This window comes from Novosphingobium sp. ERN07 (genome assembly GCF_012641335.1).
GTDB lineage: Bacteria > Pseudomonadota > Alphaproteobacteria > Sphingomonadales > Sphingomonadaceae > Novosphingobium.
The window spans coordinates 111,368-126,661 of sequence record NZ_JABAID010000002.1 but is presented as its reverse complement, the minus strand read 5'-3'; the positions used below and the strand labels follow the sequence as shown (position 1 = coordinate 126,661).

At 61.0% G+C, this 15,294-nt stretch carries 14 protein-coding genes; 7 read left to right on the top strand and 7 right to left on the bottom strand.

Annotation, left to right across the window (positions count from 1 at the left end; genetic code table 11):
- Positions 1-8: 8 nt before the first annotated feature.
- From tmk to mazG, 7 genes are all read left to right on the top strand, one after another.
- Positions 9-635 (top strand): dTMP kinase, encoded by a 627-nt coding sequence (gene tmk / locus HGI47_RS03805; protein WP_168851794.1) that lies wholly within the window; start codon positions 9-11, stop codon positions 633-635.
- Positions 632-1,588, top strand: a complete 957-nt coding sequence (locus HGI47_RS03800) for a DNA polymerase III subunit delta' (protein WP_168851473.1) — start codon at positions 632-634, stop codon at positions 1,586-1,588. The genes tmk and HGI47_RS03800 overlap by 4 nt, the downstream gene beginning before the upstream one ends.
- 35 nt (positions 1,589-1,623) lie before the next feature.
- Positions 1,624-3,189: a methionine--tRNA ligase gene (gene metG / locus HGI47_RS03795; RefSeq protein WP_168851472.1), complete on the top strand. Its 1,566-nt coding sequence runs from the start codon at positions 1,624-1,626 to the stop codon at positions 3,187-3,189.
- Positions 3,189-3,965, top strand: a complete 777-nt coding sequence (locus HGI47_RS03790; RefSeq protein ID WP_168851793.1) for a TatD family hydrolase — start codon at positions 3,189-3,191, stop codon at positions 3,963-3,965. The genes metG and HGI47_RS03790 overlap by 1 nt, the downstream gene beginning before the upstream one ends.
- Positions 3,962-4,729: an MBL fold metallo-hydrolase gene (locus tag HGI47_RS03785; protein ID WP_168851471.1), complete on the top strand. Its 768-nt coding sequence runs from the start codon at positions 3,962-3,964 to the stop codon at positions 4,727-4,729. The genes HGI47_RS03790 and HGI47_RS03785 overlap by 4 nt, the downstream gene beginning before the upstream one ends.
- Positions 4,726-4,896: a hypothetical protein gene (locus HGI47_RS03780; RefSeq protein WP_168851470.1), complete on the top strand. Its 171-nt coding sequence runs from the start codon at positions 4,726-4,728 to the stop codon at positions 4,894-4,896. Before HGI47_RS03785 ends, HGI47_RS03780 begins: the two co-directional genes overlap by 4 nt.
- 127 nt (positions 4,897-5,023) lie before the next feature.
- Positions 5,024-5,797 carry a nucleoside triphosphate pyrophosphohydrolase gene (gene mazG, locus HGI47_RS03775; RefSeq protein ID WP_168851469.1) on the top strand — a complete coding sequence of 258 codons (774 nt, stop codon included), beginning with the start codon at positions 5,024-5,026 and terminating at the stop codon, positions 5,795-5,797.
- Here the strand turns inward: mazG and hflX are convergent.
- From hflX to dusB, 7 genes are all read right to left on the bottom strand, one after another.
- Positions 5,778-7,133: a GTPase HflX gene (gene hflX / locus HGI47_RS03770; RefSeq protein WP_168851792.1), complete on the bottom strand. Its 1,356-nt coding sequence runs from the start codon at positions 7,131-7,133 to the stop codon at positions 5,778-5,780. The two genes, mazG and hflX, sit on opposite strands and share 20 nt — an antisense overlap.
- Positions 7,130-7,705 carry an RNA chaperone Hfq gene (gene hfq / locus HGI47_RS03765; RefSeq protein ID WP_168851468.1) on the bottom strand — a complete coding sequence of 192 codons (576 nt, stop codon included), beginning with the start codon at positions 7,703-7,705 and terminating at the stop codon, positions 7,130-7,132. The genes hflX and hfq overlap by 4 nt, the downstream gene beginning before the upstream one ends.
- 178 nt (positions 7,706-7,883) lie before the next feature.
- Complete coding sequence (locus HGI47_RS03760; protein ID WP_168851467.1) at positions 7,884-9,269, bottom strand: sigma-54 dependent transcriptional regulator; 1,386 nt, start codon at positions 9,267-9,269, stop codon at positions 7,884-7,886.
- Between the two features lie 12 nt (positions 9,270-9,281).
- A complete protein-coding gene (locus HGI47_RS03755) occupies positions 9,282-11,510 on the bottom strand; it encodes an ATP-binding protein (RefSeq protein ID WP_168851466.1) in 2,229 nt (742 codons plus the stop codon).
- A gap of 84 nt (positions 11,511-11,594) precedes the next feature.
- Positions 11,595-13,046 (bottom strand): sigma-54 dependent transcriptional regulator, encoded by a 1,452-nt coding sequence (locus tag HGI47_RS03750; RefSeq protein WP_168851465.1) that lies wholly within the window; start codon positions 13,044-13,046, stop codon positions 11,595-11,597.
- Positions 13,043-14,161, bottom strand: coding sequence for a nitrogen regulation protein NR(II) (locus HGI47_RS03745; RefSeq protein ID WP_168851464.1), 1,119 nt, complete (start codon positions 14,159-14,161; stop codon positions 13,043-13,045). The genes HGI47_RS03750 and HGI47_RS03745 overlap by 4 nt, the downstream gene beginning before the upstream one ends.
- The gene (dusB, locus tag HGI47_RS03740) at positions 14,158-15,207 is read right to left on the bottom strand and encodes a tRNA dihydrouridine synthase DusB (protein WP_168851463.1); all 1,050 of its coding nucleotides are present in this window, start codon (positions 15,205-15,207) and stop codon (positions 14,158-14,160) included. Before dusB ends, HGI47_RS03745 begins: the two co-directional genes overlap by 4 nt.
- Positions 15,208-15,294: the final 87 nt, after the last annotated feature.

Below are 15,294 nucleotides of genomic sequence, written 5' to 3'. Positions count from 1 at the left end.
GTCAGACCGTGACGGGACGTTTCATCGCGCTGGAAGGGGGCGAGGGCGTCGGCAAATCGACGCAAGGGCGGCTGCTGGCCGAAGCGCTGCGGGCGCGGGGGCTTGAAGTGGTGACCACGCGCGAGCCGGGCGGCACCGCAGGTGCCGAAGCGATCCGCGCGATGCTGCTTTCCACCGAAGGCGATGGCTGGGGGGCGAGGGCCGAAGCACTGCTCTTCGCCGCTGCGCGTGCCGATCATGTCGAAAAGCTGATACGCCCCGCCGTGGCGCGCGGGGCGTGGGTGGTGTGCGACCGGTTTGTGGACAGCAGCCGCGCCTATCAGGGTGGTGGAAGCGGGCTTTCGGACGACGAGGTGATGGCGCTGCACCGGATCGGCAGCGAAGGGCTGCTGCCCGATGTGACGGTGCTGCTGACCGTTGCGCCAGAGGTTTCGGCAGCACGCCTTGCCCTGCGCGATGGCGATACGGCGGATCGGATCGGCGGACGCGGCGCGGCATATCACGCAAGGGTGGCAGCGGCATTCCGGGGCTTTGCAGAGGCTGAACCGAAGCGCTTTGCCGTGGTGGATGCCGAAGGTGCACCAGAGGAAGTTCATGCGAGGATCATAGCGGCGCTGATAGGAGTGCTGCCATGATCGGGCACGATGAGGCGTGGCGCGCGTGGCGATCAGCCATGCAGGGCGCGAGAATGCACCACGGTTGGTTGCTGGCGGGGCGCGAGGGACTGGGCAAAGCAAGTTTCGCGCGGGCGGCGGCGGCTGAACTCGTGGCCGAGCCGGGCGTTATGCAGCCTTCTGTAGACGCACATCCCGACATTCTCACGCTGTCGCCCCTGCCCGCGAACGACGACGAGGCCAAGAAGCGCGACGAGGGCAAACCCTACCAGTTGAAACGCAGCATCTCGGTCGATCAGGTGCGCGCCTTGCAACGGCGGTTGACCACCCGACCAACCTTGGGCGCGCGGCGCGCGGTGATCATCGATTCCGCTGATTTGCTGGAGAAAAGCGCGGTCAATGCCCTGCTCAAAAGTCTGGAAGAACCGCCGCAGGGCACGTTCTTCCTGCTTGTAGTCCATGCCTTGGGGCGCTTGCTGCCCACGGTCCGTTCGCGGTGCCTGATCGTGCGGTTTCATCCGCTGACCGATGCTGAAGTGACGCGAGCGCTGGACGTTGCCGCGCCGGAACTCGATGCCGAAACGCGGCGTGCAGCGCTGGCGGTATCCGGCGGATCGCCCGGAGCGGCGCTTGCCTTTGCCGAACAGGATCTGGGGCGGGCGCAGGCGATATTCGAAAAGTTGATCGAGCGTGGAGATCGTGATCTTGCTCTGCGCGGTGCGCTTTCGGGCGCGATTGGCGCGAGGCCGGATCGCGAGCGTATCGGTGCCGCCATCGAAGCGGCGCGGATGACGGTGGTGCGCGCGCTCGACCATGCGGATGATCCAGCGCGATTGCGACTGGCCGAAACCCATGCCCGACTGGTAAAGCTGGCCGGTGAAGCGCCGATCTACAATTTTGATCCGGCAATGCTGATGATGGAAATCGGCTCCTTGCTGGCATCGGTTGCGCCGACTAGGGAAGGCGCGCGATAACCACGCAGATTCCTTGCAAGAAAGCGACCGGCCCGATGGGCGAACCCTTCTATATCACCACCGCCATCTCCTATCCCAATGGCAAGCCCCACATCGGCCACGCTTACGAAGCGATTGCCGCTGATGTGATTGCGCGGTTCCAGCGGGCGATGGGCCGTGACGTTCGGTTCCAGACCGGAACCGACGAACATGGCTTGAAGATGGCGCAGAAGGCGCGCGAACTGGGCGTTACACCGCGCCAGCTTTCTGATGAAATGTCGTCGTATTTCATAAAGATGTGTGATGAATTGAATGTGTCTTATGACGTCTTCATCCGCACCACGGAGGAACGGCACCATGCATCCGTTCAGGAATTGTGGCGGCGAATGGAGGCGAGCGGCGACCTTTATCTTGATCGCTACGAGGGCTGGTATTCAATCCGCGATGAAGCGTTTTATGATGAAAGCGAACTCGTGGCCGGGGAAGGGGGCGAGAAGCTTTCTCCACACGGCACACCAGTGGAATGGACTGTCGAGGAATCGTGGTTCTTCCGCCTTTCGAAATACGCTGAGCCTCTGCTGAAGCTATATGAGGAGCATCCCGAATTCGTTCAGCCGGACAGCCGCCGGAACGAGGTTATGCGCTTCGTCGAAGGCGGCTTGCGCGACCTTTCGGTTTCGCGAACCAGCTTCGACTGGGGGATCAAGGTTCCCGGTAGCGACGGCCATGTGATGTACGTCTGGGTAGATGCCTTGACCAACTACCTCACCGGGCTTGGCTTTCCAGATGAGAGTGGTGATTTTGCAAAGTATTGGCCTGCAAATCTCCACCTGATTGGCAAGGATATCGTTCGGTTCCATACCGTGTACTGGCCTGCCTTTCTGATGAGCGCCGGTATTGCCGTGCCGAAGCAGGTTTTCGGGCATGGCTTCCTGCTCAACCGGGGGCAGAAGGAATCGAAATCGCTCGGCAACGTTACCGATCCTCTGGAACTGGCTGAACGGTTCGGCGTCGATCCATTGCGTTATTTCCTGATGCGCGAAGTCGCGTTCGGTCAGGACGGTTCCTATTCGCCTGAAGCCATCGTCACGCGATGCAACGCCGAACTTGCCAATAGTTATGGCAATCTGGTGCAACGTACACTTTCCATGATTTTCAAAAACATGGGTGGCGAACTTGCGAAGTTTCAGACGACCGAGGCGGATGACGCGCTGCTGGCGATCGTGTTCAACGCCTGCCGCGAAGAGTTACCCCGCGAGTTCGAAATGCTGAACTTCTCTGGCGGGATCGATGCGTGGATGCGCGCCGTGTTCGCGTGCAACGCCTATGTCGATGAACAAGCGCCCTGGGCACTGCGCAAGACCGATCCCGAACGCATGAAGGCCGTGCTGCTGACGCTGTTCATGGCAATCCGCGATCTGACGATTGCGATTTCGCCTGTTGTGCCAAGTTCAGCCGCCAAGGTTTTGGATCAATTGGGCCTTCCGAGTGAAGGTCGTGATTTTGCCGCACTGACCGATGCGGATTGGTATGTGGCGCGCGTGGCGACTGGCGAGAATTTGGGCCAACCTGTCCCAGCATTTCCACGCCTTGAGCTGCCTGAGGAGCCAGCCTCGGCATGATGCTGATCGATTCCCACTGCCACCTGAACTACAAGGGACTTGTTGAAAGTCAGGCCCAAGTGCTTGATCGTGCGCGGCAAAGTGGGGTTCGCGGGTTTCTGAACATCTCCACGCGCCAGCGCGAATGGGCCGATATTATCGGCACGGCCGAACGCGAAAGCGATGTGTGGGCCAGCGTTGGCATTCACCCGCATGAGGCCGACGATCACGCCGATCTGGGCGAGGCGGTGTTGCTGGAGGCAACCGCGCACCCGCGCGTGATCGGCATCGGTGAGACTGGTCTGGACTATTACTACGATCATTCAGACCGGCAGGTGCAGCAAGACCTGTTCCGTGTGCATATCAGAGTGGCGCGCGAAACCGGGCTGCCGCTGATCGTCCACACCCGCGATGCCGAGGATGACACGACCCGGATCATCGACGAAGAAATGGGGAAGGGGGCTTTCCCGGCGCTCATCCACTGCTTCACCGCGTCTGCACCGTTTGCGGCAAAGATGCTGGATCTGGGACTTTCGATTTCGCTATCCGGCATCGTGACGTTCAAGAATGCCAAAGACTTGCAGGCAATAGCTGCGGAACTGCCGGAAGATCGGCTGCTGGTGGAAACTGATGCGCCGTTTCTCGCTCCGGTGCCGCATCGCGGGAAGACCTGCGAACCGGCATTCGTTGCCAATACCTGCGCCTTCGTGGCGGGCCTGCGCGGGACAACCACGGAAGCGCTGGCTGAAACTACGGGCGCCAACTTCTTCCGACTATTCGGCAAGGCCAGCCTGTGAAGCTGACCATACTCGGTTCAGGCACGTCCACCGGGGTGCCGCGCATCGGCAACGACTGGGGTGATTGCGACCCAAACGAGCCGCGCAACCGGCGCACGCGCGTGGCGATTGTCGTCGAAGGGGAAGACGGGAGCCGCCTGCTAGTCGATACGCCGACGGACTTGCGTCAGCAATTTCTGTCCTGTGGAATCGACCGGGTGGACGGGGTGTTGTGGACGCATGATCACGCCGATCATTGCCACGGTATCGATGATCTGCGCCCGCTGCGTTATGGCCGCGGCGGCCCGATTCCGGGCTATGCGGCCAGCGAAACCGTGCGGCGGCTGCGCCAGCGCTTCGGCTATGTTTTTGCCGGACAGCATGGCTATCACACGATCTGCGAACTGGACAATCTGGACCGGGTCCGCATGATCTGCGGAATCGGCATTGCCCATTGCCAGATGCCGCACGGACCGGCACAATCGACTGCGTATCGCTTTGATCAGGCAGGTAGAACAATCGGTTACGCAACAGACTTCAGCGAGATTACCAACGAGATGATCGACATTTTCTATAAGGTCGATGTGCTGGTGGTTGATTGCCTGAGGCGACAGCCGCATCCCACGCATTCGCATCTTGGCATGGCGCTGGAACTGATCGAAGCCACACGTGCTGGACACGGCGTGCTGACGCATCTCGACAAATCGATGGATTACCGCACACTCTGCGCCGAAACGCCGGATCACATCGAACCGGCATACGATGGGCTGGAGATCGTGACATGAGCGGCGACGAGATTGTCAGGCTCATCGGTATAGCGATGGCGCTGGTCCTGCTGGTGGCCAACCTGCGCGGCCGCCAGATCGGTCTGTCAGACGGGCTGCGGATGGGAGCGCTTTGGGCATTTCTGTTCGTGGCCGCAGCGCTCGTGTTTACGTTGATCGGATGGTGACACGATGGCCTCGCGAGCCATTCAATTTACATAATACATATTATCAATTCAAATGTGAGGCATGTGGAGGCTGATGTTCTGCGCCACTCTCACGCCCCAAACCCCATGCTGAAAATGGATGTTCGCGATGGATCATGCGGTAACGCCCAACCTTTCCCGCTTGCTGGGCATCATGGCACGCCTGCGTGATCCTGCGCGCGGCTGCGAATGGGATTGCGCACAGACGTTTGCGACGATTTCGCCTTATACCATCGAAGAAGCCTATGAAGTGGACGACGCGATCATGCGCGGCGATATGGCCGCTCTGAAAGAAGAACTTGGCGACCTGCTGCTGCAAGTGGTCTTTCATGCGCGCATGGCAGAAGAGCTTGGATTGTTTGGCTTCGACGATGTGGCCGCGGCAATTTCGGCCAAGATGGAAGCGCGGCATCCGCACGTCTTCGGAGACGAAGCTGACGAAGGACAATCGCGCGAGGATCGTTGGGAAGCCGCCAAGGCCGCCGAACGCGCTTCGAAAGGCGCGCACAGTGCAATGGACGGCGTGGCGCTGGCGCTTCCGGCCTTGATGCGCGCTGAAAAGCTGCAGAAACGTGCAGCGCGCCAAGGCTTCGATTGGCCCGATACCGACACACCAATAGAGAAAGTTCTGGAAGAAATTCAGGAACTTCGCGGGGCTTCTTCGGAAGATGAACGCATTTTGGAAGCGGGAGACCTGCTTTTCGCCGCTGTGAACGTCGTACGCAAATATGGCATTGCCCCGGAAGAAGCGTTGCGTGCTGCCAATGGCAAGTTCGAGCGGCGGTTCCGGGGCATGGAAGCGCTCGCTGGTGACACGTTTGCAAGCCTCCCGCTCGACGAGCAGGAGGCGCTTTGGCAAACGGTCAAGCGGTCAGAGCAGTGAAACGCCCCAGTTCGCGCGGCGTGAGGCGGACGGTTATTCGCATGGAAGGTTCACTTTCAGCGCCATCCACCTGAACTTCCTGAATAATGTCGCCGTGTGCGTGAAGCCAGGCAAGGCGCTGTCCGTCTGACAGCGGCACTGTAAATTCCAGTGTTTGCGCGCCGCCGGTCAACATCTGGCTGAGTTGGTCGAGCAGCGCGGCAACGCCATCGCCGGTCAGCGCAGATACCGGCACAACTGGAACTTCGGCCACCTTGGCGGCGATGATATCCTGCCGCATTGCCTGCTCTTCAGGCGTTAGCAAATCCCACTTGTTCCACGCCTCGATCACGGGAATGGTTGGTCCCCCTTCCCCGTTAACGCCAAGATCGGCGAGGATCTGTTCGACTTCCGCCTTCTGATCCGCGCTGGCGGGATTAGCGACATCGCGCACGTGGACGATCACGTCAGCGGCGGTCACTTCCTCCAGCGTGGCGCGAAAGGCAGCGACGAGTTGGGTGGGAAGATCGGAGATGAAGCCTACGGTGTCAGACAGAATTGCCTTCTCAACGCCGGGCAGCCGGATTGCGCGCATGGTCGGATCGAGCGTGGCGAAGAGCAGGTCTTCTGCCATCACGTCCGCCCCGGTCAAGCGATTGAAAAGCGTGGATTTCCCCGCGTTCGTATAGCCGACAAGCGCGATCACAGGCCAAGGTGCGCGCTGACGGCGTTCGCGATGAAGGCCGCGGGTGCGGCGTACCTGTTCCAGTTCCTTGCGCAGACGAGCCATGCGGCCACGGATCAGGCGGCGGTCGGCTTCGATCTGGGTTTCGCCGGGACCGCCAAGGAAGCCGAAGCCGCCGCGCTGGCGTTCGAGGTGAGTCCATGACCGGACGAGGCGACCGGCCTGGTAATCGAGGTGCGCGAGTTCGACCTGCAACCGCCCCTCGGCAGTCGCCGCGCGCTCTCCGAAGATTTCGAGAATGAGGCCGGTCCGGTCGATGACCTTGCGCTTCAGTTTGTCTTCGAGATTGCGCTGCTGGATCGCTGAAAGCGCGCCGTCAACGATGACCAGTTCGGCATCGGAATGGTTGCAGGCCACGGCGATACGATCAACTTGGCCTTCACCGAACAAGGTAGCCGGGCGCACGGCGCGAATGGGGAGGATGAATGCATCAACCACCTCGATACCGATAGCGCGGGCAAGGCCCTGCCCTTCTTCGAGGCGGGATTCAGCGTCCGCGCCAAGCCCCCCTCCCCGCTGTTTGATATCGGGGAGGACGACAACGGCGCGCGCGCCACGGGTGACTTCACCGGCTATATCGCCGGTATTGTTGCCAAATTCAAAAGTACTCAGGAATCCTCACCATCCCAGTCGCCGGTGAGATCAACGTGACCGGCAGGCTGAATTGTCGAAACGGCATGTTTGTAGGCGAGTTGGACATAGCCTTCGCGCTCAAGCAACATGCAGAAGAGATCGTAGGACGCAACGCGGCCCTGAAGCATCACGCCGTTGACCAGGAACATCGTGACCTGCACCGCGGCATCGCGCACGCTGGACAGGAACACTTCCTGCAGCAGGCGAGCTTTCTTGCCGTTTTCCTCACCCCCGGTCTGGAAATGGGCGACCGAAAGCTGTTGGCCCGGCATGATCGTGGAAATCGCGTGTTTGTAGACCAGTTGCGATTGGCCATCGCGGCGCAGCAGGATCGAGAAGTTATCGAACCACGTGACGATGCCCTGCAGCTTGACACCCTTCACGAGGAACATCGTAACGGGAATCTTGTTCTTGCGCAGGTGGTTGAGGAACAGATCCTGAAGGTTCTGTCCCTTTCCGCCGCTGGGGCCGGTAACGGGAGCGGGTGCTTCCGCAGCGGGGGCCGGTTCGGGCTTGGGCCGAGGGCGTGCGGAAAGCGTTTTGCCGGTCATTAACGTGACTCCATTTTCTATTGGCTCGGTCCAATAACGGACCTTCGCGATCTGGCCTTCGTGCAGGTGCATTCTGGCCGGGTTCGTTGACGAGTTTATGTCCCGATGCGCTTCCCGTAAACATGGGAAATTGCACAGGGTTTCGCATTAATGCGTATTCATGGCGCGAAAATCAAGTTCAGTCCTCGTCTTCATCCTCGCGCCGCTCGGCCATGCCGAGGAGCTTGAGCTTGCGATGGAGGGCTGATCGCTCCATGCCGATGAAGCTTGCCGTCTTGGAAATATTGCCCGAAAACCGGCGAATCTGGACCTTCAGATATTCGCGTTCGAAGTTCTCGCGCGCTTCACGCAACGGCACGCCCATAAGCGTTGAACCACCTGTATCGCCGCCCATAGGCGTGGCGACGATTTCCGACGGGAGCATATCCGAATCGATGCGTGCGAGACGATCACGCGGGGCCAGGATAACCGTGCGTTCGACCACGTTGCGCAACTGGCGCACATTACCCGGCCAGTCATAGCTCTGCATCGCGGCCATTGCTTCTGGCGAGACGGCAGGCGGCATCACCCCCTGTTCGCTGGCGTAACGCGTGAAGAAGTGATCAACGAGCGCCGGAATATCGTCGCGCCGCTCTGTCAACGAGGGGATGGCGACGGGCACCACGTTGAGCCGGTAATAGAGATCTTCGCGGAAGCGGCGTTCAGCGATTTCCTTTTCGAGCGGGCGAGACGAGGAGGACACGACACGCACGTCCACGCGCAACTGGCGATGGCCGCCGACGCGGACGAACGATTGCTCGGTCAGCACACGCAGAATGCGGGCCTGACTGGAAGCCGGCATATCCGACACTTCATCGAGAAACAGTGTGCCGCCATCAGCCATTTCCAGCAGGCCTGCCCGCACCAGCTTGCCGTCCACTTCTTCACCGAACAGTTCCTGCTCGAAGCGTTCGGGCGTGATGCGAGCTGAATTGACCGTGATGAAGGCGTTCTGCGCGCGCGGACTCCACGAGTGTAGCAGGCGGGCGGCAACTTCCTTGCCAGATCCTGCGGGGCCGGTGATGAGCAGGCGGCTGCCGGTGTTGGCTACGCGTTTGAGCGTGGCGCGAACCTGATTGATCGCGGAGCTATTACCGGTGAACTCCTCGGCCATTGCGAAGCCTTGGCGCAGGCGCTGGTTTTCGCGGCGAAGGCGCTCGGTTTCCGTTGCACGTTCCACAAGCAGAAGCAGGCGTTCAGCTTCGAAGGGCTTTTCGAGAAAATCCATCGCCCCACGGCTGATCGCGGAGACGGCGGTATCGATATTGCCGTGACCGGAAAAGATGATGACCGGCAATTCCGGCTCGCGCTTCTTTATCTCATCGAGCACTTCGAGGCCGTCCATCGGGCTGCCGTGCAACCAGACGTCGAGCAGGACGAGGCTGGGGCGGCGCTCGTCAATCGCGGCGAGCGCGGTCGTGCTGTCTGCAGCGAGGCGGCAGCCATAGCCTTCGTCGGAAAGAACGCCTGCCACGAGTTCGCGGATATCGCGTTCGTCGTCCACGATGAGGATGTCGAGTGCCATGATGGAGTCCTGTCAGTCCTGTTCGGCGTGTACGGGGGAATTGGTGAGCGGATCGCGTGCGAACCGCATGGTGACGCGCGTGCCGCCACCCGGTTCGGGGGTGAAGGCCATCTCGCCGCCATGTTCTTCGACGATCTTGTGAACGATGGCGAGGCCGAGGCCTGTGCCCTTTTCGCGCGTGGTCATATAGGGTTCGAGAATGCGATCCCGTTCAGCGGGAAGCCCGATACCGTTGTCTGTGACGCTGACGGTGACCGTCTGATGATCGCCTGCAAGCGTTACAGCGATGCGTCCGCGATAGTCTACGTCCGCCGCCTTGGCGCGGGCTTCAATCGCCTCGACCGCGTTCTTGACCACGTTGGTCATCACTTGCCCGAACTGGTGGCGATCACACTGCAGCGGCATCGAAGGTTCATCACAGGCGAAGCTGAAATCGATCTTTGCGTGAGCGACTTCCTGCAGGAACAGCGACTGGCGGACCAGATCGCTGGCGTCTTCGGCCCGGAACACCGGCTTGGGCAGGCGCGCGAACGAGGAGAACTCGTCCACCATCTTGCGCAAGTCACCCACCTGTCGAATGATCGTACTGGTCAGTTCCTCGAACAGTTCGGGATCGTTTTCGATCTGGCGGCCATAGCGCCGTTTGAGCCGTTCGGTGGCAAGCTGGATCGGCGTGAGCGGATTCTTGATCTCGTGCGCGATGCGCCGTGCGACGTCTGACCATGCGGCGCGGCGCTGATCGAGCAATTGGCGGGTGATATCCTCGAACGTAATGACGTGGCCGTTGCTGTCTTCGGCTACACGCACCGCCAGCGTGCGCAGATCGCCATCGAGCGGGTGCTGGATGACGTTGTTAGGCTGACCGGACGCCACAAGCTGCGCGAAGACAGGCGATAGGTCTGCCAGCGGGCGACCGATTGGGCTGGGGGCGTCGGAAGGCACCAGCACGCGCTGCGCCGAAGAGTTGATCAACTGCACGGCACCATCGCGTCCGATGGACAGAATGCCGGCGGTGATCGATTCCAGCACCGCTTCGATAAAGGCGCGGCGCACTTCAAGCTGGGCATTGGCCGTGACCAGTGCCTGCGTCTGCCCTTCAAGCTGCTGGGTCATGCGGTTGAACGCACGGGCCAACAAGCCCACTTCATCGGTGCCGCTGTTCTGTGCCACGCGCATGGCGAAGTTGCCGCTGCCGATGGTCCTTGCCGCTGACACCAGTTCGGCCAATGGCGCAACCTGACGATCCGCAAAGCGAAGTGCGGCCCATACCGCGACCGCGACCAATGCGAGACTGACGGCGAACAGCAGGATGTTGAAGCGCAGTTGCAGCGCCCTCGCCCGCGAGGTCAGCATATCGTAGGACTTTAGGACAGTCTGCGCCCGCTCCCACTGTTCAAGCGCAAGAGCGTTCGATGTGCGTGCCGCGTAGAGATAGATGCCGCGTTGTTTGTCTACCGGAGTAATCGCCTCGATGCGTTCTGCCGAAGCGTTGACAACGACCATCTCGCCGGAATCGAGGCGTTTGAGATCCTGTCCGGTGACGCGCTGCTGGCGTTCGGTTTTGTCAGGATCGACAATGGCTGCCGTGCGCAGCGAACCGTCGGGCATCCGTTCGAGGATGGCGGACTCGTTCATCTTGCGACCGAGCACCTGATAGGAATAGCCTTCGGCAAACTCGGTCGACGTGATCGGGGCCTGATCGAGATAGTCGCGAATGTCGCCCGCCATCGCGATGGTTTCGTTGCCGACATCGCGCAGCTTGTCTTCGTAGTACCCACGCGCGAGCTGGTTGGCGTTCTCCAGCATTCCGCGCGAACTGTCGGAGAACCAGAACTCAACGCCCGACTGAAACAGCAGCGAGGCGAAGACCACCACCAGCAGCGTCGGAATGGCGGCAATAAGCGAGAACAGCCAGACGAGGCGGACATGAAGACGCCCGCTCGATCCCAGAACGCTTTTGTTGGCACGGCGGATGGCCAAGCGACGACCGCCAAGCACCAGCAGCGCCATAGCGGGGACCAGCGTGCCGATCAGCAGGCTGGACGTGAGCCGTGATGGCAGGATCTGTTCGTTCGAGCCTGTACCCGTGACCGTGAGCCAACTGACGGACAGCATCAGGGCGAGGATAGTAGTGGCAGCAACTTCGAGCAGGAAGAACACGTTTGCCCGACGCAGGCTTAGAAGCGCGCGGCGGTACCAGCGCGGCATTCTGCGGATGGAAGCGTTGCCAGCCTGTTGCATCGTTGCACTGCTACAACACCACTGTTGCATTAATGCAAGAGGAAACCGACCAACGCCCGACCGCGCGGGATCAACTACAATGCCTTAATCGCGCTTGGGCATTTCGTCGGGCGTGATGGCAAGATCTACCAGACGCTTGCGCAGCGTGTTGCGATTGATCCCCAGGATTTGCGCCGCGCGCAATTGGTTGCCGCCCGTTTGCGCCAGAATATTTAGGAACAGCGGGCGTTCAAAGGCGGCTAGTGCTGCGTCGTAAACGGTGCCTGGAGCGGGCGCGTTGGCAAAGAGCCACTGATCAACGGCGGAAGCGATGTCCGCTGGACCTTGTACTATCCCCCCCCCCACTGTCTCTGCGTGGAGAGACAGTGGAACGCCACTGTCGGTTTGCGACAGCAGTGGCTCTATCGTGGCAGCATCAACCACTTCATCGCGGGCCAGCAGCGCGAGGCGGTAGATGAAATTGCGCAACTCGCGCACATTGCCGCGCCACGGTTGGCGGGCCAGAAGGTCGGCCCCGGCAGCGGTCAACTGGCGACGGGGAAGCCCTTCGGCGGCAGCGCGAGCGAGGAAGTGGCGGGATAGCGCATCGATATCATCGGCGCGTTCACGCAAGGGCGGCAGTTCTATAGGCACCACGGCAAGGCGGTAATACAAATCTTCGCGGAACGTGCCTGCGGCGATCATTGGCAGAAGATCGCGGTTGGTCGCGGCGACGATGCGGCAATCAAGCGTGATCTCATCCCGCCCGCCGACGCGGCGGATGCGGCCCGATTGCAACGCGCGCAACAGGCGTGTTTGCGCCTGCATCGGCATGTCGCCAATTTCATCGAGGAACAGCGTGCCGCCGCTGGCCTGTTCGAACTTGCCGATGGAGCGGGCAACGGCCCCGGTAAACGCGCCCTTTTCATGTCCGAATAGTTCGCTCTCGATCAGTTCTGCGGGAATAGCGGCTGTGTTGACCGCAATGAACGGGCCGGAGCGGCGATTGCCAAGCTGGTGGATCGCTTCGGCGACAAGTTCCTTGCCAGTCCCGGATTCGCCAAGGATCAGCACCGTCAGATCATTGCGCAGCACGCGCGTGATCATGCGGTAAACCGCCTGCATTGCGGCGCTGCGGCCTACTAGCGGCAGACCTTGCGGAACGTCTTGTGCCAGATCAGGCGCTGCAGCTTCGGCCTTGCCGATGGCCTGCGTGACGGTGCGGACCAGTTCTTCAAGATCGAACGGTTTGGGGAAGTATTCGAACGCGCCCGTATCGCTGGCACGGACCGCCGTATCGAGCGTGTTCTGGGCGGAGAGAATGATGATCGGCAGCGCGGGATGTGCATCACGCACCGGGCCGAGCGTTTCGATGCCATCGCCATCAGTGAGCATCACGTCGGTCAGGAGCAGGCGGTAATCGTATCCAGCGAGAAAGCGGTCCCGTCCGGCAATGGAATCACACTGGTCAACTTCGAAGCCTTCGGCCTCAAGCGCGGCGGTAATGACGAGAGCAATCGAGGCGTCGTCCTCGACCAGCAGGATGCGTTTGGTCATGGCTGAACCGATCCTGCAACAGGAAGGTGGATGCGGAAATTGGTGATGCCCTTGGCTTCATCCCGATCATGGGTGATGCGACCGTTCATCTCCCGCACAAGCTTCTGCACCAGCGCAAGGCCGAGGCCTTGCCCGTTCTTCTTGCCCGTGACGAACGGTTCGAAGATGTGATCACGCAGCTTGGGATCGATGCCGGGACCGTTGTCGCTGACGCGCAGTTCGATGGGCAGCCGCAGCGGTTTGCCGCCAGGGCCAGCGTGAAGCTGGATGCCGCTGGCGAAGCGGGTGCGGACGGAAATCTTCGGCGCGGTTTCGTGCTGGCAGGCCTCGCGCGCATTGCTCAGCAGGTTGAGGAGGACTTGCACCAGCGAATCGGGGTTCGCCATGATCGGCGGCAGTGAAGGATCAAACTCCTCTTCGATCAAGGCCGACGCAGGATGCGCCGCTGTCAACACAGCCTGGGCGCGGCGGACGGCTTCGTGAAGGTTGCACTGTTGCGCAGGCTCGGCGCTACGCCGTGAAAGCGACTGCATCTGATCGATCAGCTTGGCAATGCGATCAACCTCGGCAGTGATCAGACCGGTCATCGCGCGGTCACGCTCTGACAGCTTGCGATCAAGCAGCTGCGCCGCACCGCGAATGCCGGCGAGCGGGTTCTTGATCTCGTGCGCGAGGACTTCGGGCGCGCGCAGGGCCACCCCTTCCCCACCGCCCGCGCCGCTGCCGTCACCGGTCAGTGCTTCTACGCCAACGCCTTCGTGCAGCATGAGCAGTTGCCACCCCGGACAATGGGTGACCGGACTGGTCATCACGTCAAACCGGCGCGGGGCCTGACCCATGATCCGCACGCGCACGCCGCGCGCGAAAAGGTGCGCTTCACCATCGGCAAGGCGGCCAAGGATCAGCGGCTCTTCGAAATCGAACAGTTCCGCCACCGATTTGCCGACAAGGCGGCGGTAGCTTTGGCCCATAAGCTGTTCGGCTGCGGGATTGACCGTGGCGACGATCAGATCGGGATCAAGTTGCAGCAGGGCCAGCGGGAGGCTTGCGACGACGCGCTTCGGATCGGGCTTCTGGCCCGGTTCGGAACGGCGCCAGTCGGGAAGCGCAATCATGCGGCAGCGCGCTGCCCTGCGGCTTCATCCACCGCCAACTGATGTTCGATTGCGCGGCCATAAAAATCGGCAAGGCTGGCGATAACCGCCTTGGGATCGTCGATGAAGTTCACCTTGTTGCGGAAATCCGCCGAACCGTGCAGCCCCTTGGTATACCAGCCCAGATGCTTGCGCGCCATGTTGACGCCGGTCACCGTGCCGTAGTGTTCCTGCATGGCGTGGTAGTGTTCGATGATCAGGGCGTATTGTTCCGGCAAGGTAGGATCGGCCAGACGCTCACCCGTGTTGAGCCAGTGCATGATCTGGCCCAGCAACCAAGGACGGCCATAGGAGCCGCGCCCGATCATCACGCCATCAGCACCGCTTTGCTCAACGGCGGTGGCCACGTCCTCGATAGTGCAGATATCGCCGTTTACGATCACGGGGATAGAAACTACATCTTTAACGCGGCGCACGAAGGCCCAGTCGGCACTGCCTTTGTACAACTGGTTGCGCGTGCGACCGTGGACCGTGATCATCTTCGCCCCCAGATCCTGCGCAATGCGGGCAAGTTCGGGAGCGTTGAGGCTGTCATGGCACCAGCCCATGCGCATCTTGACGGTGACCGGTACGTTCACCGCCTTGACCGTCGCCTCGATCAAACGGGTGGCTAGCGGGATATCGCGCATCAGCGCCGAACCTGCATCGCCGTTGACGACCTTGCGCACGGGACAGCCCATGTTGATGTCGATGATCGCAGCGCCCTTGTCCTCGGACAGCTTGGCAGCTTCAGCCATCTGATCAGGTTCGCAGCCGACGAGTTGCATCGAGACCGGCTCCTCAATCGGGTGCCATGCGGCCTTCTGAATCGACTGGCGCGTTTCGCGGATCGCGGCGGGGCTGGCGATCATCTCGGTCACGTTGAGGCCCGAACCGAAGCGGCGCACGATCGTACGGAACGGCAAGTCCGATACGCCTGTCATCGGAGCAAGCACGACCGGACAATCGACGGTGACAGGGCCGACCTGAATGGGTTTTAGCTGTGGCGGAACAGGGGCTTCGGACATGGATCAATAACTGCCTAAAAAACAGGCAGCGCTTAGTCGATTGCAAATGAAACGGCAAGACTGTTGCTCCAGGTGGGTAACCGCTGG